20 protein-coding genes are annotated in these 22,803 nt (G+C 64.1%); 7 read left to right on the top strand and 13 right to left on the bottom strand.

Annotated features, from left to right (window positions below):
• Nucleotides 1-21 precede the first annotated feature (21 nt).
• Nucleotides 22-570, top strand: a complete 549-nt coding sequence (locus tag ACP7BZ_RS16080) for a YcxB family protein (protein WP_426114913.1) — start codon at nt 22-24, stop codon at nt 568-570.
• 114 nt (nt 571-684) lie between these two features.
• Here ACP7BZ_RS16080 and ACP7BZ_RS16075 read toward each other — a convergent pair whose 3' ends face one another.
• The 7 genes from ACP7BZ_RS16075 to ACP7BZ_RS16045 all read right to left on the bottom strand — a co-directional run bounded on the left by ACP7BZ_RS16075 (nt 685) and on the right by ACP7BZ_RS16045 (nt 8,616).
• Complete coding sequence (locus tag ACP7BZ_RS16075; RefSeq protein WP_426115283.1) at nt 685-1,611, bottom strand: M48 family metallopeptidase; 927 nt, start codon at nt 1,609-1,611, stop codon at nt 685-687.
• Nucleotides 1,612-1,625: 14 nt separating this feature from the next.
• Nucleotides 1,626-2,366, bottom strand: coding sequence for a lysophospholipid acyltransferase family protein (locus ACP7BZ_RS16070; RefSeq protein WP_426114911.1), 741 nt, complete (start codon nt 2,364-2,366; stop codon nt 1,626-1,628).
• A 21-nt stretch (nt 2,367-2,387) separates the two neighbouring features.
• A complete protein-coding gene (gene gmhB / locus ACP7BZ_RS16065) occupies nt 2,388-2,939 on the bottom strand; it encodes a D-glycero-beta-D-manno-heptose 1,7-bisphosphate 7-phosphatase (RefSeq protein ID WP_426114909.1) in 552 nt (183 codons plus the stop codon).
• A gap of 23 nt (nt 2,940-2,962) precedes the next feature.
• A complete protein-coding gene (gene glyS, locus ACP7BZ_RS16060) occupies nt 2,963-5,050 on the bottom strand; it encodes a glycine--tRNA ligase subunit beta (RefSeq protein ID WP_426114907.1) in 2,088 nt (695 codons plus the stop codon).
• A 14-nt stretch (nt 5,051-5,064) separates the two neighbouring features.
• On the bottom strand, nt 5,065-6,006 hold the full coding sequence (gene glyQ / locus ACP7BZ_RS16055) for a glycine--tRNA ligase subunit alpha (RefSeq protein ID WP_426114905.1): 942 nt from the start codon (nt 6,004-6,006) through the stop codon (nt 5,065-5,067).
• 157 nt (nt 6,007-6,163) lie between these two features.
• A complete protein-coding gene (lnt, locus tag ACP7BZ_RS16050; RefSeq protein WP_426114903.1) occupies nt 6,164-7,738 on the bottom strand; it encodes an apolipoprotein N-acyltransferase in 1,575 nt (524 codons plus the stop codon).
• A complete protein-coding gene (locus tag ACP7BZ_RS16045; protein WP_426114902.1) occupies nt 7,738-8,616 on the bottom strand; it encodes an HlyC/CorC family transporter in 879 nt (292 codons plus the stop codon). The genes lnt and ACP7BZ_RS16045 overlap by 1 nt, the downstream gene beginning before the upstream one ends.
• 154 nt (nt 8,617-8,770) lie before the next feature.
• Between ACP7BZ_RS16045 and ACP7BZ_RS16040 the strand changes: the two genes are divergently transcribed.
• Both ACP7BZ_RS16040 and ACP7BZ_RS16035 read left to right on the top strand, forming a co-directional pair.
• A complete protein-coding gene (locus ACP7BZ_RS16040) occupies nt 8,771-9,265 on the top strand; it encodes a (2Fe-2S)-binding protein (protein ID WP_426114900.1) in 495 nt (164 codons plus the stop codon).
• The gene (locus ACP7BZ_RS16035; RefSeq protein ID WP_426114898.1) at nt 9,262-11,478 is read left to right on the top strand and encodes a molybdopterin cofactor-binding domain-containing protein; all 2,217 of its coding nucleotides are present in this window, start codon (nt 9,262-9,264) and stop codon (nt 11,476-11,478) included. Before ACP7BZ_RS16040 ends, ACP7BZ_RS16035 begins: the two co-directional genes overlap by 4 nt.
• A gap of 52 nt (nt 11,479-11,530) precedes the next feature.
• Here the strand turns inward: ACP7BZ_RS16035 and ACP7BZ_RS16030 are convergent, their stop codons facing one another.
• From ACP7BZ_RS16030 to miaB, 4 genes are all read right to left on the bottom strand, one after another.
• Nucleotides 11,531-12,031 carry a hypothetical protein gene (locus tag ACP7BZ_RS16030; RefSeq protein WP_426114896.1) on the bottom strand — a complete coding sequence of 167 codons (501 nt, stop codon included), beginning with the start codon at nt 12,029-12,031 and terminating at the stop codon, nt 11,531-11,533.
• Between the two features lie 148 nt (nt 12,032-12,179).
• Nucleotides 12,180-12,653 (bottom strand): rRNA maturation RNase YbeY, encoded by a 474-nt coding sequence (gene ybeY, locus ACP7BZ_RS16025; protein WP_426114894.1) that lies wholly within the window; start codon nt 12,651-12,653, stop codon nt 12,180-12,182.
• Nucleotides 12,637-13,698, bottom strand: coding sequence for a PhoH family protein (locus tag ACP7BZ_RS16020; RefSeq protein ID WP_426114893.1), 1,062 nt, complete (start codon nt 13,696-13,698; stop codon nt 12,637-12,639). The genes ybeY and ACP7BZ_RS16020 overlap by 17 nt, the downstream gene beginning before the upstream one ends.
• Nucleotides 13,695-15,071 (bottom strand): tRNA (N6-isopentenyl adenosine(37)-C2)-methylthiotransferase MiaB, encoded by a 1,377-nt coding sequence (miaB, locus tag ACP7BZ_RS16015; protein ID WP_426114891.1) that lies wholly within the window; start codon nt 15,069-15,071, stop codon nt 13,695-13,697. The genes ACP7BZ_RS16020 and miaB overlap by 4 nt, the downstream gene beginning before the upstream one ends.
• 646 nt (nt 15,072-15,717) lie before the next feature.
• Between miaB and ACP7BZ_RS16010 the strand changes: the two genes are divergently transcribed.
• Nucleotides 15,718-16,059, top strand: coding sequence for a hypothetical protein (locus tag ACP7BZ_RS16010; RefSeq protein ID WP_426114889.1), 342 nt, complete (start codon nt 15,718-15,720; stop codon nt 16,057-16,059).
• A gap of 87 nt (nt 16,060-16,146) precedes the next feature.
• On the opposite strand, the gene ACP7BZ_RS16005 is transcribed toward ACP7BZ_RS16010, so the two are convergent.
• The gene (locus tag ACP7BZ_RS16005) at nt 16,147-16,995 is read right to left on the bottom strand and encodes an HDOD domain-containing protein (RefSeq protein ID WP_426114887.1); all 849 of its coding nucleotides are present in this window, start codon (nt 16,993-16,995) and stop codon (nt 16,147-16,149) included.
• Entirely contained in the window at nt 16,992-17,351 is a 360-nt protein-coding gene (locus ACP7BZ_RS16000; RefSeq protein WP_426114885.1) for a hypothetical protein, read from the bottom strand. The genes ACP7BZ_RS16005 and ACP7BZ_RS16000 overlap by 4 nt, the downstream gene beginning before the upstream one ends.
• A 189-nt stretch (nt 17,352-17,540) precedes the next feature.
• Here ACP7BZ_RS16000 and ACP7BZ_RS15995 point away from each other — a divergent pair, with 189 nt between their 5' ends.
• From ACP7BZ_RS15995 to ACP7BZ_RS15985, 3 genes are all read left to right on the top strand, one after another.
• A complete protein-coding gene (locus ACP7BZ_RS15995) occupies nt 17,541-19,127 on the top strand; it encodes a sensor histidine kinase (protein WP_426114883.1) in 1,587 nt (528 codons plus the stop codon).
• A 460-nt stretch (nt 19,128-19,587) separates the two neighbouring features.
• Nucleotides 19,588-21,555: an AAA family ATPase gene (locus ACP7BZ_RS15990; protein WP_426114881.1), complete on the top strand. Its 1,968-nt coding sequence runs from the start codon at nt 19,588-19,590 to the stop codon at nt 21,553-21,555.
• Nucleotides 21,549-22,769: a CaiB/BaiF CoA transferase family protein gene (locus ACP7BZ_RS15985; protein WP_426114879.1), complete on the top strand. Its 1,221-nt coding sequence runs from the start codon at nt 21,549-21,551 to the stop codon at nt 22,767-22,769. The genes ACP7BZ_RS15990 and ACP7BZ_RS15985 overlap by 7 nt, the downstream gene beginning before the upstream one ends.
• Nucleotides 22,770-22,803: the final 34 nt, after the last annotated feature.

The raw sequence follows: 22,803 nt of genomic DNA, 5'->3' as shown, positions 1-22,803 counted from the left end.
ACAGGGCGAACGGGGACGCGCATGTGGTTTTACCATCCGAAGCCGGTAGGCAGCCGTAAGCCGGTGGCGACCATGGTGCAGCAGCACAGCGACCCTCCTGCGCCCGTGCTGGCCACGCCCGATCACCAGACCCCGTTTCTGCAGGAGCAAGACGCTGCCAGCTTGGCGCCGATTGAATTTTCAGTGTGCTATGGGCTGGGCGAGTACGTGGCGTTCATGTGGCAGCATGCCGGCTACCTGATCCGCCGCCGGCGCATCGCCGCGCCCGCCAGCTGGTATATGCAATGCAAGAGCACTTGGTCGGCCGCCTTTCATTTCATCATGCAGGGGCGTTCGCGCATTACCTATCAGTTCACCATCGACCGCCATGGCATCGTGCGCACCGGGCCGAGCGGCGTCACCCTGATTGTCTGGGCTGATGTGACAGGCATGCGCAGCTATTCGCGCGGGCGCATGCTGCTATTAAAGCGGGGCACGCTGCCGCTGCCGGCACGCTGCCTCAATGCAGCGCAGTCGGCCAGCCTGGCGGGCTATGCGACCTGGATCAAGGCGCAGCCAAGCGGGCATTGAGGGGCAATTGGCGCGGTTTGCGGGGCGGATCGGCGCCTGTCCCAAGGTTCGCTTTGAAGCAAATTGCGCCGTTGCGGAGCACCCGGACAGGCACCTGCGGTGCCCCTCGCTCCATCAATCAGGAAACATCAGTGGCAGCTCTTGCGACTGCGTACGCAAGGCCGCCTTCGCCCCCTCGTAATCGGGATACACCGACGCCACCGTCTCCCAAAAGCGCGCGCTGTGATTCATTTCGCGCAGATGGGCCAGTTCGTGGGCGACGACGTAATCGATCAGCGACAGCGGAAAATGAATCAGCCGCCAGTTCAGGCGGATGCTGCCGCCCACCGTGCACGAACCCCAGCGGGTGCCCGCTGACGACAGGCTCAGTGAACGGTAGCTGACCCCCAGCCGCGGTGCGTACAGCGCCATGCGGGCAGCAAACAGCGCGCGTGCCTCGGCCTGCAACCACAGCCGCACGCGCTCGCGCAACTGCCACTCCTGCAAGCCATCGACGACGCCGACGTGCAACTCGCCGCTGAGCGGGTCGTGGCGGCAGTGGCTGCGCGTGGCCGCCTGCAGGCGCAGCGTGACGCTGCCACCGAGGTAGGGCAGCCGGGCGCCGTCGACCCATTGCAGGGGCGGTTTTTTCTGGCGCAGCAGGCGCCGTTCGCCCCGTTCTTCGAGCTTGCTGACGATCCAGCGCTGCTTGGCGCGGATCGCATTGTCGATCTCGCTCAGGTTCAGGCGTTTGGGCGCGGTCACGCGCAGACCATCGTCATCGATCATGAAGCCGATCGAGCGGCGTGCCGAGCGGCGCAGCACGTAGTCGATGGCGTGGTTGCCCAGCACGATGCGGCGCAAGGGCGCTGCACCCGGTAGCACCGGCGGGGTGGGCAGCGCCACCCGGGGCGGCGGCGGCGCCTTGAACAGCGCCTGCGGCGGCGACGGCGCGGGCGCCCTGCTCGGTTCGAGGGCGGCGAAGTACTCCTGGGCGAACAGTTCGAGCTGCAGGCTATCGCGCTTGCCGGGCGCAGGCGTCGTCGCCGGCTGGCCGCTCAGCTCGGGGGCACCGCTCAGCCAGCGTTGTAGGCGTGCGGCGAAATGACGCGCATTTCTGACTCTATCCAATTTTCTACCTCTTGCATCATGCTGTCGGGCGTGTGGCCAGCCGGAGAGATGGGCTTGCCGATTGAAACGGTGATGGTGCCTGGCCGCTTCAGGAAGGAATTCTTTGGCCAGTATTCTCCCGAATTATGGGCGATCGGCACCACCACCGACTGCGTTTCAATCGCCAGCCGGGTGCCGCCGCTCTTGTACTTGCCAGCCTGGCCGACCGCGATCCGGGTCCCTTCCGGGAACATGATAATCCACTGGCCGTCGGCCAGCCGCCGCTTGCCCTGCTCGACCACCTGGCGGAAGGCGTTCTTGCCCTGCTTGCGGTCGATCGGAATCATGCGCAGCAAGGCCATGCCCCAGCCAAAAAACGGGATATACAGTATTTCTTTTTTGAAGACGTAGACCAGCGGGCGGGTCAGCGAGGGCAGCAGAAAAATCGTTTCCCAGGCCGACTGGTGTTTCGACAGCACGATGGCCGGCGCGTCCGGCAGATTGTCGTAGCCCTTGAATTGATAATGGATGCCGCAAATGACCTTGGCGCACCAGATGACAAACACATTCCAGCGCGAAGTCACCCAGTAGCGCTTGTTGTACGACATGGGCGCGGCCAGCAGGCAGACGCAGACCCAGATCACGGTGGCCAGCACCATCACGACGGTAAACAGGAGGGAACGCAGAAACAAGCCGAGATTACGCAAAGGAGGTCTCCGAAACAGCAGTCAGTTGGAAGGCGGGGGGGATTTGAGCAGGTGATTGACCATGGCGGCAAGGTCGGCAAACACCTCGGTACCGGGCGGCAGGCCGCCCGTCTCGAGCGTTTTTTGTCCCTTGCCAGTCAATACCAGGTAGGGCGCGCAGCCGCACTTGAAGCCTGCCTGCAGGTCGCGCAGCGAGTCGCCGACCGCCGGCACGCCGCGCAAACCGACCTTGAAGCGCTTGCCGATTTCTTCGAACATGCCGGCCTTCGGTTTGCGGCAGTCGCAGTTGTCGATCGCCGCGTGCGGGCAAAAGAAGATGGCATCGATCTGCGCGCCGGCCAGCTGCGCGTGCGCGTGCAGTTTCTGGTGGATGGCGTTGAGAATGTTCATGTCAAACAGTTCGCGCGCGATGCCCGACTGGTTCGACGCCACCACTACGCGGTAGCCGGCCTGGTTCAGGCGCGCGATCGCCTCCAGGGAACCGGCGATCGGCACCCACTCGGCCGGCGACTTGATGAAGTCGGGCGAGTCGTGGTTGATGACGCCGTCGCGGTCGAGAATGATCATTTTCATGGCGACTCCAGGGTTCTGGTGACTCACGCGGCCAGTTTCGAAATGTCGGCCACCCGGTTCATCATGCCATGCAACTGCGCCAGCAGGGCCAGGCGGTTGTTGCGCAGGGCTGCATCTTCGGCGTTGACCATGACGTCGTTGAAAAAGCCGTCGACATCATCACGCAGCTGCGACAGCGTTTTCAGGGTGCCGGCAAAGTCGCCAGCGGCAAACGCCGCCGCCACCAGCGGCTGCACGCGCGCCACGCTGGCGGCCAGCGTTTGTTCAGCCGCTTCGTGCAGCAGGCTGGCGTCGACGCTGCCGGCAGCGCCATCGGCCTTCTTGAGGATGTTGGTGATGCGCTTGTTGGCGGCGGCCAGCGAGGCCGCTTCCGGCATCGCCGCAAAGGCCTTGACGGCGTCCAAACGCTGGACGATGTCGTCCAGACGGTCCGGCTGCTGCGCCAGTACCGCTTCAACTTCATTGGCCGTAAAGCCGCGTTCGCGCAGCACGCCGCGCAGGCGGTCGATGATAAAACTGGCCACTTCCGGCGCCGGGTCCTTGAAACCGGCGTGGCCGTCGAACACGGCGGCGGCATCCATCAGCAGCGCCGACAGCGACACCGGCAGGCGTTTTTCCAGCAGCATGCGCAGTACGCCCAGTGCATGGCGGCGCAGCGCAAACGGGTCCTTGTCGCCGGTCGGCGCCAGGCCAATCGACCAGATGCCGACCAGGGTTTCGAGCTTGTCGGCCAGGGCGACGGCGGTGCCGGTGGGCGTGGCGGGCAGGCTGTCGCCGGCAAAGCGCGGCTGGTAATGCTCGGAGGCGGCCAGCGCCACTTGTTCGGCTTCGCCGTCATGGCGGGCGTAATAGGTGCCCATGATGCCTTGCAGCTCGGGGAATTCGCCGACCATGTCGGTGAGCAGGTCGGCCTTGGCCAGCGCCGCGCCGCGTTCGGCCAGCGCCACATCGTAGCCGAGGCGGGCGGCAATCGCCCCGGCCAGGCGGGTCACGCGGGTGGTGCGCGCAGCTTGCGTGCCGAGCTTGTTGTGGTAGACCACATTGGCCAGCTGCGGCAGGCGCGAGGCCAGGGTTTTTTTCTTGTCCTGCTCGAAGAAGAACTTGGCGTCCGACAGGCGCGGACGGACCACCCGCTCATTGCCGCCGATGATGTGATCGGGGGTGCTGGTGGCGATGTTCGAGACGATCAAAAAGCGCGAGCGCAGCTTGCCGGCGCTGTCGGTCAAGGCAAAGTATTTTTGATTGGTCTGCATGGTCAGAATCAGGCATTCCTGCGGCACGCTCAAGAACTGTTCTTCGAAGTGGCATTCATAGACCACTGGCCATTCGACCAGGGCGGCGACTTCGTCGAGCAGCGACTCGGGCATCAACACCAGGTCAGCGCCGGCTTGTTCCAGCAGGGCGGCGCGGATAATGTCCTTGCGCTGGGTGGTCGAAGCGATCACCTTGCCCTCGTTTTCCAGCATGCCGGCGTAATTGACCGGGTGCGAAATCGACAGCGGCTGGCCATCGGTTAAGAAGCGGTGGCCGAGGGTGGTGCGGCCTGCATCGAGACCGAGCGCGGTCAAATTGACGATCTCTTCGCCATGCAGGGCGATCAGCGAGTGGGCCGGGCGCACGAACTGCACGGTGCTGCCATCGGGGCGCTGATAGCTCATCAGCTTGGGGATGGGCAGCTTGCCCAGGGTTTCATCAAGCGCCGCCTGCAAGCCGCTGACCAAAGGGCTGCCGGCGGCCGTGTAGCTGTAATAAAAGCTCTCGGCCTTGCCGTCGACAGCCCGTTCGAGCTGCTCGACGGTGACGTCGGCGCGGCCCATGGCAGCGAGTTTTTTCGCCAGCGGTGCGGTCGGATTGCCGGCGGCGTCGAGCGCCACCGACACTGGCAGCACTTTTTCGCGGATCGCCTTGTCGGGCGAGGTGGCGCGCACGCCGGTGATCAGCACGGCCAGCCGGCGCGGGGTGGCGAACGGCGTGACGACGCTGTCGGCATCGAGAAAGTCGCGCGCCTTCAAGCCCTGTTCGATGCCGCTGGCGAAAGCGGCGCCCAGTTTGACGAGTGCCTTCGGTGGCAGTTCTTCGGTGCGCAGCTCAATAAGTAAGGTTTGGTTCATGGCGAGTTCTTTGTTCAGGCGGCGGTAACGTCAAGGTCGGCGGCAGTGGTGGCGACGGCTGGACGGGGCGCCATCGGGAAGCCGAGCTTTTCGCGCGAATCGTAGTAGGCCTGGGCGACCAGGCGCGACAGGGTGCGCACGCGGCCGATGTAGGCGGCGCGCTCGGTCACCGAAATGGCGCCGCGGGCGTCGAGCATATTGAAACTGTGCGAGGCGCGCATGATCTGTTCATACGCCGGCAAGGTCAGTTCGAGGGCGATCAGGCGCTTGGCTTCCGATTCGTGGTTGGCGAACTGGGTAAACAGCAGCTCGGTGTTGGCGTGTTCAAAATTGTAGGTCGACTGTTCGACTTCGTTCTGGTGGAAGACGTCGCCGTACGACAGCGATTTGCTCACGCCGTTTTCTTCCCAGGTGGTCCACACCAGGTCGTAGACGTTTTCCACGCCCTGCAGGTACATGGCCAGGCGCTCGATTCCATAGGTGATTTCACCGAGTACCGGTTTGCAGTCGAGGCCACCGACTTGCTGGAAATAGGTGAACTGCGTCACTTCCATGCCGTTCAGCCAGACTTCCCAGCCCAGGCCCCAGGCGCCCAGGGTCGGGCTTTCCCAGTCGTCTTCGACGAAGCGCACATCGTTTTGCTGGAGGTCCAGGCCAAGTGCTTCGAGCGAACCGAGGTAGAGGTCGAGGATGTTTTCCGGCGCCGGTTTCAAGACCACCTGGTATTGGTAGTAATGCTGCAGGCGGTTCGGGTTTTCGCCATAGCGGCCATCTTTCGGCCGGCGCGACGGTTGCACGTAGGCGGCGCGCCATGGCTCCGGACCGATCGCGCGCAGGAAGGTGCCGGTGTGAAAGGTGCCGGCACCGACTTCCAGGTCGTATGGCTGGAGCAGGGCGCAGCCTTGCTTGTCCCAGTAGGATTGCAAGGTCAGAATGATTTGTTGGAATGTGAGCATGGCATGACGCTGCGTTATTAGACGCGAGCAATAGTTGAATGTGCTAAATAAGTAATTTTAGCGGGTTTTAAGGGGCTGCTGGGAACCGATGATGGCTTTTATTCTTGCTTATTCCTGGCTTGTTCCTGGCTTGTTCCGGGCTTGCTCCTGGCTTGTTTCAGGCCGCGGCGCGGGCCACGCGGCCACGCCACCAGGCCAGGGCCAGGGCGGCTGCGCACAGCGCCAGAAAGCCCAGGTTGCCATAGCGGATGTATGGCGTGTTGCCGCGCATGCCCTGCACGCGCGCGCTCAGTACGCCGCGCTGCGCCGACGGCAGCGCCGCCAGCACCACGCCGTGCGGGTCGATGACGGCGGTGGCGCCGGTATTGGTGGCGCGCAGCATCGGCCGGCCCGTCTCGATGGCGCGCATGCGCGAGATCTGCAAATGCTGGGCGATCGCCACCGACTCGCCATACCAGGCCAGGTTCGACGCGTTGACCAGGATGGTGGCGGGGGTGGCGGCGGCGCGCAGCTGCAGGGCGATTTCTTCGCCAAACGCGTCTTCGTAGCAAATATTCGGCAGCACCAGCTGGTCCTTGACGGCGAATGGCGCCTGCACCGCGCCGCCGCGGCGGAAGTCGCCCAGCGGGATCGCCATCATCTCGACGAACCAGTGGAAGCCCGGCGGCACGAATTCGCCGAACGGCACCAGGTGGTGCTTGTCGAAGCGGTAGACGCTGCCGTCGGCGCCCATGCCGGCGACGCTGTTGGCGGCATTGCGCAGGGCGTCGTCGTGGTTCGCCGCCAGCGGCATGCCGATCAACAGCGCGCTGCCGCTGCTGCGGGCAAAACTGGCCAGCGTTGGCAGGTAGTCGTCCGGCAGCTGATAGGGGTAGAGCACGATGGCCGTTTCCGGCGTGGCGATCAGGTCGGCGGGGGCGGCGGTGATCAGCTGGTGGTACAGGGCGAGGGCGTCGCGGATGTGGGCCGGATCGAATTTTTCATCCTGCGCCACATTGCCCTGCAACAGGCGCACGCTGAGCGGCTGGCCGTGCGCGGTGGTCCAGTCGATGTGGCGCAGACCGGCGCCGGCGGCCAGCAGCAGCGCCAGCAGGGCGATGGCGGGCCAGCGCGCGCGCTGGGTCAGCATGGTGAGAGCGGCGCCGCCCAGCGCCACCAGCACGCCCAGGCCATACACGCCGAGCAGCGGGGCGTAGCCGGCCAGCGGGCTGGCGTTGTGGGCATAACCCGACGCCGCCCACGGAAAACCGGTCAACACCCAGCCGCGCAGCCATTCGGACAAGCCCCAGCAGGCGGGCAGCACCAGCAGCAAAAACGCCGCCACCGGCAGCGACCAGCGCCGCCGCAGCCAGGCGGCAGTGCCCATGGCCAGGCTGGAGAACAGTCCCATGTAGGCGCCCAGCAGCACGATCGCCAGTGCCGCCAGCGGCGCCGGCAAGCCGCCGAAGCGGGTGATGGCAATATACAGCCAGTGCATGCCGGCGACCGACCAGCCGAGGCCGAAGGCCCAGCCAATCAGGCTGGCGCGGCGCACCGCGGTGTCCATGCCGACCTGGTAAAACACGAAAGCGAGCAGGACGAACTGCAGCGGCCAGGCGCCGAACGGCGCGAACGACAACAGCGACAGGCCGCCGGCGATGGCGGCAAACAGCATCGGCCAGGCGGTGCCGCGCGGCGTCGGCGCACGCGCGTTGCTGGCGCCTGCTGGCGCGGCGCGGACCCGGCCCAGCATCAGTCGTGTTCGTCCTCGGCCAGCGGCATGCGCTCGACCAGCAGTACGTGGATCTGGCGGGCGTCGGCGCGCAGCACTTCGAAGCGCAGGCCGTCGATGTCGAACACATCGCCCTTGTGCGGCATGCGACCGAGGTGGTTGGCGACCAGGCCGCCGATGGTGTCGACGTCATCGTCGACCAGGCTGGCGCCGACTTCGTCGTTGAACTGGGTCAGTTCGGTGAGTGCCTTGACGCGCCAGCGCGGACCGTGGTGGCCTTCCTTGATCGACAGGACGTTGTCTTCTTCTTCATCGAAATCGTATTCGTCTTCGATGTCGCCGACGATCTGTTCGAGCACGTCTTCGATGGTGATCAGGCCGGCCACGCCGCTGTACTCATCGACGACGATGGCCATGTGGTTGTGGTTGGCGCGGAAGTCGCGCAGCAGCACGTTCAGGCGTTTCGATTCGGGGATGAAGATGGCGGGGCGCAGCATGTCGCGCACGTCGAACGATTCTTCGGCGTAGTAGCGCAGCAGGTCTTTCGCCAGCAGGATGCCGATCACCTTGTCGCGCTCGCCCTCGATGGCGGGAAAGCGCGAGTGGGCGGTCGACAGCACCGACGGCATCCACTCTTCGATCGGTTTGCTGATGTCGATGACGTCCATCTGCGAGCGCGGCACCATGATGTCGCGGGCGGACAGGTCGGACACCTGAAACACCCCCTCGATCATCGACAGCGCGTCGGCATCGATGAGGTTGCGGCTTTGGGCGTCGTGCAGCACTTCGAGCAGTTCTGCGCGATTTTCAGGTTCGGGAGAAATCAGGGCGGTCAGGCGTTCAAACAGCGACCGCTGAGGTTTGGCGTCCAGGCGGACGTCCGTAGGGTGCTCTGGCATAGTTGGCGTGAGCCGTTGTTACGATGGGCGTAGCATACAGCAAAACCACATTTGCCTGCTTTTTAAGCAGAATGGGGCGCCACGCAGGCGTGCTCGATGCGGTGCGCGGGCGATTGTCGTATATTGGGTTTTTTGCCACTTCCAGGAGTAGTCCATGACTTCGCTGACCATCAACGGTACTGCCACCCAATTCGATGTCCCCGACGATATGCCCCTGTTGTGGGTGCTGCGCGACGTCGCCGGCCTGACCGGTACCAAGTTTGGCTGCGGCGTGTCGCTGTGTGGGGCCTGCACCATTCACCTCGATGGCCAGGCGGTGCGCTCGTGCGTGACGCCGGTGTCGGCGGCGATCGGTAAAAAAATCGTTACCATCGAAGCGGTCGGCAACGACCCGGTGGGCGCCCGCGTGCAAAGCGCCTGGCGCCAGATCGATGTCGTCCAGTGCGGCTATTGCCAGTCCGGCCAGATCATGTCTGCCACCGCGCTGCTGACGGCGACGCCGAAACCGAGCGATGCCGATATCGATAACGCCATGTCGGGCAATATCTGCCGCTGCGGCACCTATGGCCGCATCAAGGCGGCGATCAAGATCGCGGCCGCTGCGCCTGCCGCTGCACCGGCCGCAGTCAAGCCGGGAGTCACAGCATGAGCGCCGTGTTCCAGCGCCGCCGCTTTTTACAGGTCAGTGCCGCCGCCGGCGGCGGCCTGCTGATCGGCTTTCACCTGAGCGGCTGCGAGCCGAATAAAAATGGCGACCGCAAGGACCCGCCCGCCGAAAAAGCGGTGGGCGCGGCCGCCACCGCCAGTGCCAACCGTGGCGCCGGCCTGGCACCCAACGCCTTCATTCGTATCGACCGCGACGGTGTGGTCACCCTGGTCATGCACAAGGTCGAGATGGGGCAGGGCACGTTTACCTCGATGCCGATGCTGATCGCCGAAGAACTGGGCATCAATCTGAGTCAGGTGAAGCTCGAACAGGCGCCCGCCGACAACACCCTGTACAGCGACCCGATGCTGGGCGGCCAGGTCACCGGCGGCTCGACTTCGGTACGGGCCGCCTGGCGGCCCCTGCGCGAAGCGGGCGCTACCGCGCGCAGCGTGCTGGTGGCGGCCGCGGCGCAGCAATGGGGCGTCGACGGCGCCACCCTGCAAGTGGCCGATGGCGCCGTGCTCGACCTGGCCGGCAAGCGCAGCCTGGGCTTTGGCCAGCTGGTCGACGCCGCCGCCAAACTGCCGGTGCCGAAAACGATTACTCTCAAAGCGGCCGGCACCTACAATCTGATCGGCAAATCGCACGCCCGCCTCGACAGCGCCGACAAGACCAACGGCAGCGCCCTGTTTGGCATCGATGCGCGCCTGCCGGCGATGGCAGTGGCCACCGTGGCGGCCTGCCCGGTGGTGGGCGGCAAACTGAAAAGCGCAGACGACGCCAAGGCGCTGGCCGTCAAGGGCGTGCGCCAGGTGCTCAAGCTCGACAACGCGGTGGCGGTGGTGGCCGATCACATGTGGGCTGCCAAGCAGGGCCTGGCAGCGCTGGCGCCGATCTGGGACGATGGCCCGAATGCGGCCATGAGCAGCGCCACCATCCTGGCCGACATGATGACAGCGTCTGACAAGGCGGGCGCGGTGGCGGAAAACCGCGGCGACGCTCCCCGCTCGCTGGGCGAAAAGGGCCGCCGCATCGATGCCCTCTACGAGCTGCCCTTCCTCGCCCACGCCACCATGGAGCCGATCAACTGCACCGTCGACCTGCGCGCCGATGGCTGCGACCTGTGGGTGGGCACCCAGGTGCCGACCATGGCGCAGGCGGCAGCGGCCAAGCTGACCGGCCTGCCGCTGGAAAAAATCAAGGTGCACAATTTTTATCTGGGCGGTGGCTTTGGCCGTCGCCTGGAAGTCGATTACGTGGTGCAGGCCGTGTCGTTCGCCAAGCTGATGAAAGGCCCCGTCAAGTTCATCTGGACGCGCGAGGAAGACATCCAGCACGACATGTTCCGGCCCTACTACGTTGACCGGCTGTCGGCGCGGCTCGATGCGCGCGGCATGCCGGCGGCCTGGTTTCACCGCGTCACCGGCTCGTCCATCATGGCCCGCTTCGCTCCCGGCGCCGTCAAGGATGGCGTCGATCCGGATGCCGTCGAAGGCGCCCGCGAACTGCAGTACAACATCGCCGACATGCGCGTCGAATACGTCCGCCACGAGCCGCCCGTGCCCACCGCATTCTGGCGCGGCGTCGGTCCTACCCACAATGTGTTCGTGGTCGAGAGCTTCATGGATGAACTGGCGGCGGCCGCCAAACTCGATCCGATGGGTTACCGTCGCGCGCTGCTGAGCAAGGCGCCGCGCATGCTGCGGGTGCTCGACCTGGTGGCCGACAAGGCCGGCTGGCGCCAGCCCCTGAAAGCGGTGGCCGGACGGCGCGTCGGCCGTGGCGTGTCGATGCAGTTCGCCTTTGGCAGCTACATGGCGCAGGTGGCCGAAGTGTCGGTGGGACCGGATGGCGACATCAAGGTGCACCGGGTCGTGTGCGCGCTCGATTGCGGCCAGGTGATCAATCCCGATACCGTGGTGGCGCAGATGGAAGGGGGCATCGTGTTTGGCCTGACTGCCGCGCTGTATGACCAGATCACGTTTGAGAAGGGCCGCGTGATGCAGTCGAATTTTGGCGACTACCGCATGATGCGTATGAGCGAGGCGCCGAAGGTGGAAGTGCACATCGTCGCCAGCACCGACGAGCCGGGCGGGATCGGCGAACCGGGTACGGCGGCGAGCGCGCCGGCGCTGGCCAACGCCGTCTTCAATGCCACCGGCAAGCGCCTGCGCAAGCTGCCGCTCGACCAGGCGGCGCTGAAAAAAGCGTAGGCGGCAACCTGGCGGCGGTAGCGGCGGTAGCGGCGGTCACGGCGTCGTCGCGTCAGGCGGCGCGGCGCCCGCCGGGTGGCTTGAACAGCGCGGCGCTGTCGGGCGCCGGCGTGGTCAAAATGCGCAGCGCCGGCGTCTCGCCCGGCGCCAGCGGCGCGGCGGCGTCACCATTGCCCCTGGCCTGTCTTCGCTGATCGGTCGCCACCACCACCACGCGGGCGACGATGGCGCCCTGGCCGGTGGTGACCACTTGCATGTGGTGGTCAGCGCGGATGTCGAGCGCGCGGGTGGCGCCGTGGATGCGTCCGCCGAGGCCGACGATGGCATAGGCCAGCGGGCTCGAGGTGGCTGCGGCCGGCAAGCCGGCGTCGCCTTCGATCACCACCACTGACTTGCCATTCTGTAGCAGGTCAAAGGCCGTGCGCAGGCCGATAAAAGACGCGCCCACCACGCAGACGTCGGCACCGGTGTCGCCGCCCAGCGGCGGCATGGCATCCCTGGGGAACGGACCGCTGGCACTCAAACCGGCAGCGTTGGTGTTGGTTGTTGGCATTCGCAGGGCTCCTCATGAACACGCAATCAGGCTTCCATTAGACTGGAAGACCCGCGCGGGCAGAGTGAGGTAGCGAACCAAGCACCGGTAAGTAATTGCAACAATTGTTAAAATTGCCAATGTTGTGGGCACCAGGCCGCGGCCGTGCTCAGGCGGGGTTGGCCTTGTACGGATCGGCAAAGCCCAGCGTCTCGAGAATATCGGTCTCGAACAGTTCCATCTCGGTCGCTTCATTGTCGTCGATATGGTCGTAGCCCTGCGCGTGCAGCACGCCATGGACGATCAGGTGGGCGGCATGTTCGGCCACCGTCTTGCCCTGCTCGAGCGCCTCGCGCTGCAGGACGTCGGTGCACAGGATGATGTCGGCGCGCACCGGCTCATCGTCGGCCAGTTCTTCCCCCTCGTTGTAGGCAAAGGTGAGGACGTTGGTGGCGTAGTCCTTCTCGCGGTAGTCGCGGTTGAGGGCCTGGCCTTCGGCGGCGTCGACGAAGCGCACGGTCAGTTCGGCGGGGCCCAGCAGGGCTGCCTTGACCCAGCGGCGGATGGTCGGCCGGGTCAGTTCGTTCTGCAGGCGGGCATCCGGGTACTGGACCGAGAGAGACAGTTTATTTTTTGCGCGCATGCCGGGCAGTCGATGGGGTGAGCGCTACTAACGCAGCAGCGGCGGCGTCGGCGGCGGCCGACTCGTAGGCGTCGACGATGCGCCCGACCAGCGGATGGCGCACCACGTCGGCACTGGTGAACTGGGTAAATGCGATGCCGCGCACGTCCTTGAGCACATGGACGGCATCGAGCAGGCCGCTAGTCTGCGTCTTGTGCAGGTCGACCTGGGTGACGTCGCCCGTCACCACGGCCTTGCTGCCAAAGCCGATCCGGGTCAGGAACATTTTCATCTGTTCGACGGTGGTGTTTTGCGCTTCATCGAGAATGACGAAAGCGTGATTGAGGGTGCGCCCGCGCATGTAGGCCAGCGGGGCGATCTCGATCACCTGTTTTTCGAACATCTTCTGGGTGCGGTCGAAACCGAGTAAATCGTATAGCGCATCGTACAGGGGGCGCAGATAGGGATCGACTTTCGAGGCCATGTCGCCGGGCAGAAAACCGAGCCGCTCGCCCGCTTCGACGGCCGGGCGGGTCAGCACGATGCGCTTGACGGCGTCGCGCTCGAGGGCGTCGACGGCGCAGGCGACCGCCAGGTAGGTTTTGCCGGTACCGGCGGGGCCGACGCCGAAGGCGATATCGTGTTCGAGGATATTGCGCAGGTAGGCGATCTGGTGGGGGGTGCGCCCGCGCAGGTCGTGGCGGCGGGTTTTCAGGATGGGCGTGGCGATGTCGATCGCGGCCAGCTGCGGCACTGCAGCGTCGCCGTCGGCTGCCGCGGCCGCAGTGGCCAAGCCGGTGCGCTGTTCGACCAGCGCCAGCTGCACTTCTTCAAGCGGGATGATTTTATTGGCGATCGCATAGAAGCGCTCGAGGATCGCCACCGCCTGTCCGGCATTGCTGCCGGTGACGATGAATTTTTCGCCGCGGCGGAAAATCGTCACGTCGAGCGCCGCCGAAATCTGCCGCAGGTTTTCGTCGAGCGGCCCGCACAGGTGCGCCAGGCGGGTATTGTCGAGCGGCTCGGGGACGAAGTACGACGGCTGGGTGGGGGTGCGATTCTTCAAACGGGATGGCCGATCATGGTGCTGGCGCTGAGCGCGGCGACCAGTTCGCCGCGCAGGGTGTAATTAAAACTCTCGGTGATGCGCACCTCGACCATGCTGCCCACCAGGGTGGCCGCATCGACGCCGTCGGTGACAGCGAAATTGACGACCCGGTTGTTTTCAGTGCGGCCCTGTAGCTCGCTGGCGTCCTTTTTTGACGGCCCTTCGACCAGGATGCGCTGCTGCGTGCCGACCATGGCGGCGCTGAACTTGCGGGTGTTGGCGTCGATCGCCGCCTGCAGGCGCTGCAGGCGCGCCAGCTTGACCTCGTGGGCGGTGTCGTCGGCCAGCGAGGCGGCCGGGGTGCCCGGCCGTTTGCTGAAAATAAAACTGTAGCTGGTGTCGAAACCGACATCGTCGATCAGCTTCATCATCGCTTCGAAATCGGCCTCGCTCTCGCCGGGAAAACCGACGATGAAATCGGACGACACCGACATGTTCGGCCGCACCGCGCGGATGCGCCGCACGATCGATTTGTATTCAAGTGCGGTGTAGCCGCGTTTCATCGCGCCGAGCACCTTGTCGGAGCCATGTTGCGCCGGCAGATACAGGTGGTCGACCAGTTGCGGAATGCGTGCATAGGCGTCGATCAGGCGCTGGGTGAATTCTTTCGGGTGGCTGGTGACGAAGCGGATCCGTTCGATGCCGGGGATGGCGGCGACGTACTCGAGCAGCAGCGCAAAGTCGGCGATGTCGCCGCCTTCCATCTCGCCGCGAAAGGCGTTGACGTTTTGCCCCAGCAGGGTGATTTCGTGGACGCCCTGGGCCGCCAGGCCGGCCACTTCGGCGAGCACATCGTCGAAGCGGCGCGAGACTTCTTCGCCGCGCGTGTACGGCACCACGCAGTAACTGCAGTATTTGCTGCAGCCTTCCATGATGGAGACAAACGCGCACGGGCCGTTCACCGTGGCCGCTGGCAGGTGATCGAATTTTTCGATCTCGGGAAAGCTGATGTCGACCTGCGCTTCGCCGCTGGCGCGCCGTGCGCGCACCATCTGCGGCAGGCGGTGCAGGGTCTGCGGGCCGAACACCAGGTCGACATACGGCGCGCGCTTGACGATCGCCGCCCCTTCCTGCGACGCCACGCAGCCGCCGACGCCGATGATCAGGTCGGGCCGCGCCAGTTTCAGCTCGCGCAGCCGGCCCAGGTCGGAAAACACTTTTTCCTGCGCCTTTTCGCGCACCGAGCAGGTGTTGAGCAGGATGACGTCGGCGTCCTCGGGCGTGTCGGTGCGCACCAGGCCATCGGAGGCGCCCAGCACGTCGGCCATCTTGTCCGAGTCGTACTCGTTCATCTGGCAGCCGAAGGTTTTGATGAAGACTTTTTTCTGCATGAAATCGCTTAAGGGAGGAGCTGCCTGGGTGAACACCACCGCTTGGCACGGCCGGCAAGTTTACCGTAAATCGCCGCCGCCGGTGCGCCTGCTGTGGCGGCGGGCGAGAGGGGGTAGATTGTAACGTTTTGAAACAATATTGGCGCCGATTTAATTAAAAGCCAAAATGAATTAAAGCAAAATTTATTTTCGGTATTAACAGGCGTGATCGAAATTAATAATTTCCAGCCGTCAATATTAAGGCCCCGCGCCCGCATTGTTTAAATATTTTCCTAGGAAAAACAATGAGTTCCGAGCGACATCTGGCGCGACAGGTGAATAAAAAAATCTCTTGCGTGCGCCACACATTGTCCCCATGTGTTGAAATGACGATGTGACAAGCTTTCCTTGCGTTAGCTTGATTTCAAACAAGGGCAGGGCTGTGAAGGTCGGATGTACTGATGGCGTTATGGTCCGATAATTTGTTTGATTGGCAAGCGCGCGGGACAGTGCGTAGCGCTTCGCGCAATGGCACCGGAACGGCGCCGTGCCGGGATAAGGGATCATCCACGAACGACGACGATTTTCCGGGAACTAATTTAGTTGAAAGATAGTCTTTCATAAAGTTCTTTTACGAACTATTCATTTCACTCAGACGAGGTAAATCATGGCACACCATGCTCTGGCATCCCAAGAAAGTTACAATCCCAACCACCTGCTCGATATTCTGCTGGGCAAAATGCAGCTGAAGAACGACGCCGCTCTCTCGCGCATGCTTGAAGTGGCGCCGCCGGTGATCAGCAAGATCCGCCATCATCGCTTGCCGGTGGGCGCCTCGCTGCTCATCCGCATGCACGAAGTGACCGGCATGAGCATTCGCGACTTGCGCGATCTGATGGGTGACCGCCGTACCAAGTACCGGCTGTCCGATGCCCAGGGCCGCCCGAAGGTGGACGACAAGGCGGCGCCAGCCGAGCAGACTGGCACCGGCGGCAATTACGCCCATTAAAAAAGCCGGCTGCGCTGGCGCGCCGCCGCTTCGACTTGATGGCCGCAACGTTCGCGTTGCGGCCATTGTTTTTAGTTCCGCTGGCGCTCACGCCATCAGGGAGGCGGCAATTTCGTCGAACTGCACTTCCGTTTCGCGGAACACGTGCACATAGGCTTCTTCACTCAACCCCATCGCCTTCCACGCCACCGGTGACAGCGGCGGCACTGCTTCGTTGGCGTCGCCGACGATGTCGAGCGCGTGCACGATGGCATTGGCGACGTGGATGATGGTGGCCAAAAAGCCGGCGCCCGCAGTGGCCGGATCATGGTGATGGGCCAGCGCCAGCCGGATGGTGTCGGAAAATTTCCAGTGCTCGGCGAGGATCACGCTGGCTGCCACATGGTCGACGCCCATCACCGCGCGCTCGGCTGCCAGCAGTTCGATATCGTCCTCACTTGCCTTGGCGATCACCCGTGCATAAGCGTCGGCGTCGACCGTCACCAGTACCAGCCGGCCGATGTCGTGCAGCAGGCCAGCGGTGAAGGCGTAATCCTGATTAAACCGCATGCGCCGCGCCAGCACCCGTGCGCAGACGGCGGTGGCGATCGAATGGCGCCAGAACGCCTTGTGGTCGAAGCCCTTGCATGTGCCCTGGGCGAAGCAGCCGGTAATGGCGGCGGCAGTGATCAGGTTGCGCGTGGTTTGAAAGCCGAGAAAGGTGATGGCTTGCTGGATGGTCGTCACCTTCACTTGCAGGCCATAGGTCGAGCAATTGGCCAGGCGCAGCGTCTTGGCCGTCAGCGCCTGGTCGTGCGACACCTTTTTTGCCAGCACTGAAATATCGACATCTTCCTGGTCTATGCTGGTAAGTAACTCCATCACCACCACCGGCAGCGAGGGCAGGTCATCGAGCCGGCGCACGATGTCGTCGAGGTGCACGGTATGGTCGTTCATACGGCAAGCTCGCGGTTGAGGCGGTAGTCCAGCAGGTAGGCATGCAGGGCGGCGCTGGCGCTGTGCTGCTCGTCGGCGCTGTCGCCGGCGGTGCCCGGGCCGCAGTGGCGGAACAGGTGCCGCAGGCGCGCCGTGACGGCCGCTTCGTCGATCACCACCGCCGGCGGCAATTCCTGCTCGGTCTTCAGCACCGCCAGGCGGTCGATGCCATGGCGGGGCAGCAGGGCAATGATGGCCGCCGTCAGCACGGCGCCCTCGGGCAGCAGCACCTGGCCCTGACGGTCTAGCAAGACATCTGACAGCACCATGCCGGGTAGCACGTCGGCCAGCGCAAGGTGGTGAAAAGGTGAATTCATCATTTCCTCTGTGTAATTATCTGCGAGCTTACCACTGCTTGCCGTGTTGGGGAAAGCCTTGGCGGCTTGCAAAGCAACAGTGCATCCCGTACATTGAATGGCGCGCTGGGCGGACGCCGACCTGCATCGGCAGGGTCCCGCCAGTCAGTGCTGCGCCGGGGCGTCGTCAGGCGAGAGTGGATCCAAGCAATGTTCAGTATTCAAAGCCGCCTGAAACTGCTGTTCGTCGTCATCGTCACGACGGTGCTGGCCATTTCCGGCAGCTATGCCCAATATTCGCTGGCAAACGATTTGGAAAGCAGTTACCGGCGCCTGTGCCAAGGGGTGCTCACGCGCTTGCAGATCAGTTTGCCGGCGGCGCTGTGGGATCTCGACAAGGCCAAGGTCGACACCATTGTCGACGCCGAAATGTTGCCGCCGGAAGTGGCGGCAATCCGTGTCTACGATAGCGCCATTGGCCTGTTTTCTGCCAAGACCCGCAGCGCCAACGGCATCGTCAGCGGCACTGCCAAAGCGCCGCTGCCGGCCGGCGCCGGGGTCGAGGCTGAACTGGTGTTTCGCGATGCCAGCGCCAGCGCCAGCGGCAACGCGATGCGCCCGGTCTCGGTGGGCAAGGTGGTGGTGTATTTTAGTCGCGCCACCATCGACGCCGCCCTGGCGTCCGAGCTCGCGCGCCGGGTGGCCGAGGTCTTGCTGCTCGACGTCAGCTTGTTGCTGGCGCTGTCGTATTCGCTGCGGGTGGTGTTTCAGCCCTTGCGGCAGTTGCGCGACGGATTGCTCGACCTGGCCACCCGCGGCGCCGAGGTCGAAGCGCTGCCCGAACGGCGCAACGATGAGCTGGGCGAAGTGATCCACGGCTTTAACCAGATTCAGCGCCGCCTGACCTCAACCATCGAGCGCACCCGTACCGCCGAAGAGGCGGCACGTCAGTCGGCGCGCGAAACGGCCGCCGCGCTGAGCGACTTGCGCCTGACCCAGGAATCACTGTTGCAGTCGGAACGGCTGGCCTCGCTGGGCAGCCTGGTGGCCGGCGTCGCCCATGAAATCAATACCCCGGTCGGCATCGCCCTGACCAGCGCCTCGGTACTCAAGAGTGCCACTGACGACTTGCAGGCCGCCGTCGCCGCCGATGGCTTAAAAAAATCGACGGTGCTGCGCTACCTGGAAACGGCCGCCGAAAGCTCGCGCTTGATCATGAACAACGCCTGGCGCGCGGCCCAGCTGATCCATAGTTTCAAGCAGATTGCCGTCGATCAGACCAGTGAAGCGCGGCGGCCGTTTGCCGTCATGGCCTATGTTGAAGAAATCGTCAGCAGCCTGCGGCCCAAACTCAAGGGGGTCGACATTGTGCTGAGCGCCGACGCTGACGCGGGCAATGATTTGATGCTCGATTCCTATCCCGGCGCCTTTGCCCAGGTGCTCACCAACCTGCTGCTCAATTGCGTCGAACACGCGTTCGAACCGGAGCAGGGCGGCCGCATCGAGGTACGCGCCAGCCTGCGCGGCGAGATGGTCGAGATGGAAGTGGCCGACAATGGCCGCGGCATTCCGGCCGAGATCATCGATCGCATCTTCGATCCGTTTTTTACCACCCGCCGCGGCCAGGGCGGCACCGGCCTGGGTTTGAATATCGTTTATAACCTGGTCATCAAACAATTTAATGGCAGTATCAGCGCGCGCAGCACGGTGGGCCAGGGCACGCGCTTCCTGTTGCGCCTGCCGAGGGTGACGCCGCAGGCGGCCGCGGCCGCGCCGACCGTGGCGGCTGCCAAATAAGTGCTCACTGCATGGGCGCACATGCGCGCGCCGGGTCGCTCATCGGTGCCGCCGGTCAGACCTGGGCTGGCGCTGTCCGCCTCGCACACTGGTTTTTGGCATTTATTTGACATTGTGTTTATGGCCATGTTTTAACATTTTAAGTATGTCGAAAATGACATGTGCCTAGCGCTCGCCGGCGCCGCTGTAGTAAATCAATCACCAATAGTGGCAGGCGAATAAGCCAAATGTTGACCTATTGCAGCAATTGTTGTGATACACGTTCTTTTACATAAATTTATTTGCATAGAGGTTTTTTTTGCCGGTATAGTCAGCACATGGTTATTGCCTCAAGGCATTAATTTGATGGCAAATGGTTATTAAAGGCGACGGCTTGGCCGGCTCGCCTGCGCCGCGCCCCACGTCGCCGGCTCCACGATTGTTTGCTGCACGCACCACGCCCATTCATCAACGAGTTCATATGCCCAACCTTGCCAAACTTCAAATCGCTTTCCGGAATCTGTATGTGCGTCTCGCGGCAGGCCTGCTCGCTGCCGTGTTGATCTGGGTATGCCTGGTGCGCAGCGATGCCGTGCAGGACAGCAGCCCCCTGTTGTACTCGCAAAACATTGCGGAAATCACGGCCCTGGCCACGCGCAAGGACCAGCTCGACTATTTGCTGGTGGCCAGGCCACTGTCCGAGTCGCCCCGTTACGTCTTTAAATTCAAGAACGAAACGGCGCTGCACGTGGTCAAGGTGCCGAGCACTTCGCACCTGTCGCTCGAGCGTGAAGTGCTGCTGAAAAATGCCATTCCGTATTCGATTGCACGCGACGATTTTCTCGCCAGCCACAAGGCGGTGCTGCTCGATGAAGGCGAAAACAGTACGACGGCGCAGGCCGCCGCCTTCCTGCGCCGCCATCTGCTCGACATCTTGCTGATCGGCTTGATCATCTACGCCCTCAAATTCGGCATCCCCGGCATGGGCATGAATGCTTCGGTGATCACGCCTGACAAGCTCAAGGGCAGCATGGACGATCTGATCGGCATGGAAGACATCAAGCAGGAAGTGCTGCACCTGGAAGACATGATCCGCAATCGCGCCGAATACAAGTCGCACAATATCGACAAGCCTTTCAATGTCATGCTGACGGGCCCGGCCGGTACCGGTAAGACCAAGCTGGTCGGCTACCTGGCGAAAAAACTCAATGTGCCGCTGATCCAGGCATCCGGCTCGGCGCTCGAATCGGGCTTCGTCGGCGGCGGCTCGAAAGCCTTGAACGCCCTGTATCGAAAAGCTTGCTCGCACGGTCACTGCATGATTTTCCTCGATGAAGCGCAGACCCTGTTCATGCCGCGCGGCCGCGGCGACAAGAAATGGGAAGACGATACCGCCAACACCCTGCTCGGCCTGCTCGACGGCGTCAAGAGCGACCACGGCGCCGGCGTGATCTGGGTGGTCGCCTCGAATTTCGACGACGCCTCGTCGGCGATGGACGAAGCGATGCTGCGCCGCTTTTCTGTCAAGATCAATTTCCGCTTGCCCAACAAGGGCGAGCGCAGCGCCCTGCTGCACAGTTTTTTGTCGCGCAAAAAGAAGGGGCTGGTCGACTGGAACGACCTCGACCTGGGCCAGGTGGCTGACATGACGGCCAATCTCAGTCCGGCCCTGCTGGAGACCGTGGTCGAGCGCGCATCGATGATTTCGATCCAGGAAAAAACCATCATCAATACCGACCTGATGTTCCGCGCCTTCGAGCGCGCCACCCTGGGCTTGACCGACCGCGCCACCACCGCCGAAAAACACAAGCAGCGCGAGCGGGTGGCGCTGCACGAACTGGGCCATTTCTTCATGCAGATCGACCCCTATCTGCGCCAGGGCATGTCGCTCGCCCAGGTCAAGGAAAAGTCGCCGCTGCTCAAGATCAGTACCGAATCGGTGTCGAAGATCGGTGCCCTCGGCTACGTGCTGCAGGCCGGTGACGACGTTTCCCTGCGCACGCTGGAAGAACTCGAGCAGGACGTTATCCAGCTGTACGGCGGGGTGGCGGCCGAAGAACTGTTTTATGGCGCCCGCGGCATTTCGGTGGGCAGCCAGAACGACATCGAAAAGGCCACCAGGATGCTCAACTTGATGGTCAACCGGCTGTCGATGTACTCGCGCGCGAAAATTGATTACAGCCAGCTCGGTGCCGAGCACGCGGGCGAACAGTCGATGCGCCAGCTGCAAGCGAAATCCGATGAACTCTATAGCTACACGCTGGGCGCCATCGGCGACTACAAGGCGGTGATCGAATCGATCAAGGACACCCTGCTCGACCAGTACGTACTGTCGAAAGATGCCGTGTTCGCCCTGCTCGAAGAGCGCTGCGAACTGTTGATGGCGCAGCTGGCGGCGCCGCGCAGCGCCGTGTCGTCGTCGGCGGCGGCGGCGGCGCCGGCGTGGTAATCGCGGCCGGCCGCCAGCCACCCCCCGGGCCGACCCGCGGGCCGCTGGCCGGCTTGCGGGTCATCGAAATGGTCGGCCTGGGACCGTGCCCGTTCGCCGCCATGCTGCTGGCCGATATGGGCGCCGAAGTGATCCGCATCGACCGCCTGGCCAGCACCAGCGCCACCACCACCGCCACCTATCCCATGCTGGGCAGCGCCTTCGACGTGCTGGCGCGCAGCCGCCGTTCGCTGGCGCTTGACCTGAAGGTGCCGGCCGGCCAGCAGGTGCTGCGCCAGCTGCTCGAGCAGGCCGACGTCGTCGTCGAGGGCTTCCGGCCGGGGGTGATGGAGCGCCTTGGCGTTGGCCCCGCGCCGTGCCTGGCGCGCAATGCGCGGCTGGTGTATGGCCGCGTCACCGGCTGGGGCCAGAGCGGTCCGCTGGCGCAGGCGGCTGGCCACGATCTCAATTACATCGCGCTGTCGGGCATGCTGGCGGCGATCGGCCGCGCCGATGCAGCGCCGCCGCCGCCGCTGAACCTGGTGGGCGACTTTGGCGGCGGCGGCATGCTGCTCGCCTTCGGCGTGCTGTGCGCCGTACTGGAAGCGAAAAGCTCAGGTCACGGCCAGGTGGTCGACGCCGCCATGACCGAGGGCAGCGCGCTGCTCGGCGCCATGGTGTATGGCATGCGCGCATTCGGCAACTGGCGCCTCGAGCGGGGCGCCAACCTGCTCGATGGCGGCGCGCCGTTCTACGACAGCTACGCCTGCGCCGACGGCAAATACATCACCATCGCTGCGCTCGAACCGCAGTTTTATGCCGAGCTGCTGGCGCTGACCGGCGCCGCCGACAGCGCCTTCGAGGACCAGTGCCAGCAGTGGCGCGAACCGCCGCATGGCGCCATCGGCTGGCCGGTCATGCGCGCGCACTTTACCAGGCTGTTCGCCAGCCGCTCACGCGCCCAGTGGTGCGCGCTGCTCGAGGGGACCGATGTGTGCTTCGCGCCGGTGCTCGACATGGACGAGGCGCCCCTGCATCCGCACAACGTGGCGCGCGCCAGCTTCATTGAGCTCGCCGGGGTGACGCAACCGGCGCCGGCGCCGCGCTTTTCGCGCAGCGTGCCGGCCGCCAGCACGGCGCCGCGCGCCGCCGGCGCCGACAGCGCCGCCATCCTCACCGACTGGGGCTTCGATGCCGCCGCCGTCGCCGACCTGCGCACCGCTGGCGTGATCTAGAATGCAGCACCCGGCAGGGCGGTAGTAAGATGGC

Origin of the sequence: Massilia sp. PWRC2 (genome assembly GCF_049896725.1) — a bacterium.
GTDB lineage: Bacteria > Pseudomonadota > Gammaproteobacteria > Burkholderiales > Burkholderiaceae_D > JAFCUW01.
This window is presented reverse-complemented; position numbering and strand designations above follow the sequence as displayed.

Bases quoted from the DNA above. Each gene is read 5' to 3' on its own strand.
- ACP7BZ_RS16030 (WP_426114896.1), bottom strand. From the start codon at position 12,031: ATGCCAACAACCAACACCAACGCTGCCGGTTTGAGTGCCAGCGGTCCG.
- ACP7BZ_RS16000 (WP_426114885.1), bottom strand. From the start codon at position 17,351: ATGAATTCACCTTTTCACCACCTTGCGCTGGCCGACGTGCTACCCGGC.
- ACP7BZ_RS16005 (WP_426114887.1), bottom strand. From the start codon at position 16,995: ATGAACGACCATACCGTGCACCTCGACGACATCGTGCGCCGGCTCGAT.
- miaB (WP_426114891.1), bottom strand. From the start codon at position 15,071: ATGCAGAAAAAAGTCTTCATCAAAACCTTCGGCTGCCAGATGAACGAG.
- lnt (WP_426114903.1), bottom strand. From the start codon at position 7,738: ATGCTGGGCCGGGTCCGCGCCGCGCCAGCAGGCGCCAGCAACGCGCGT.
- ACP7BZ_RS16010 (WP_426114889.1), top strand. From the start codon at position 15,718: ATGGCACACCATGCTCTGGCATCCCAAGAAAGTTACAATCCCAACCAC.
- ACP7BZ_RS16080 (WP_426114913.1), top strand. From the start codon at position 22: ATGTGGTTTTACCATCCGAAGCCGGTAGGCAGCCGTAAGCCGGTGGCG.
- glyS (WP_426114907.1), bottom strand. From the start codon at position 5,050: ATGAACCAAACCTTACTTATTGAGCTGCGCACCGAAGAACTGCCACCG.
- ACP7BZ_RS16045 (WP_426114902.1), bottom strand. From the start codon at position 8,616: ATGCCAGAGCACCCTACGGACGTCCGCCTGGACGCCAAACCTCAGCGG.
- glyQ (WP_426114905.1), bottom strand. From the start codon at position 6,006: ATGCTCACATTCCAACAAATCATTCTGACCTTGCAATCCTACTGGGAC.
- ACP7BZ_RS15990 (WP_426114881.1), top strand. From the start codon at position 19,588: ATGCCCAACCTTGCCAAACTTCAAATCGCTTTCCGGAATCTGTATGTG.
- ybeY (WP_426114894.1), bottom strand. From the start codon at position 12,653: ATGCGCGCAAAAAATAAACTGTCTCTCTCGGTCCAGTACCCGGATGCC.
- ACP7BZ_RS15995 (WP_426114883.1), top strand. From the start codon at position 17,541: ATGTTCAGTATTCAAAGCCGCCTGAAACTGCTGTTCGTCGTCATCGTC.
- gmhB (WP_426114909.1), bottom strand. From the start codon at position 2,939: ATGAAAATGATCATTCTCGACCGCGACGGCGTCATCAACCACGACTCG.
- ACP7BZ_RS16040 (WP_426114900.1), top strand. From the start codon at position 8,771: ATGACTTCGCTGACCATCAACGGTACTGCCACCCAATTCGATGTCCCC.
- ACP7BZ_RS16035 (WP_426114898.1), top strand. From the start codon at position 9,262: ATGAGCGCCGTGTTCCAGCGCCGCCGCTTTTTACAGGTCAGTGCCGCC.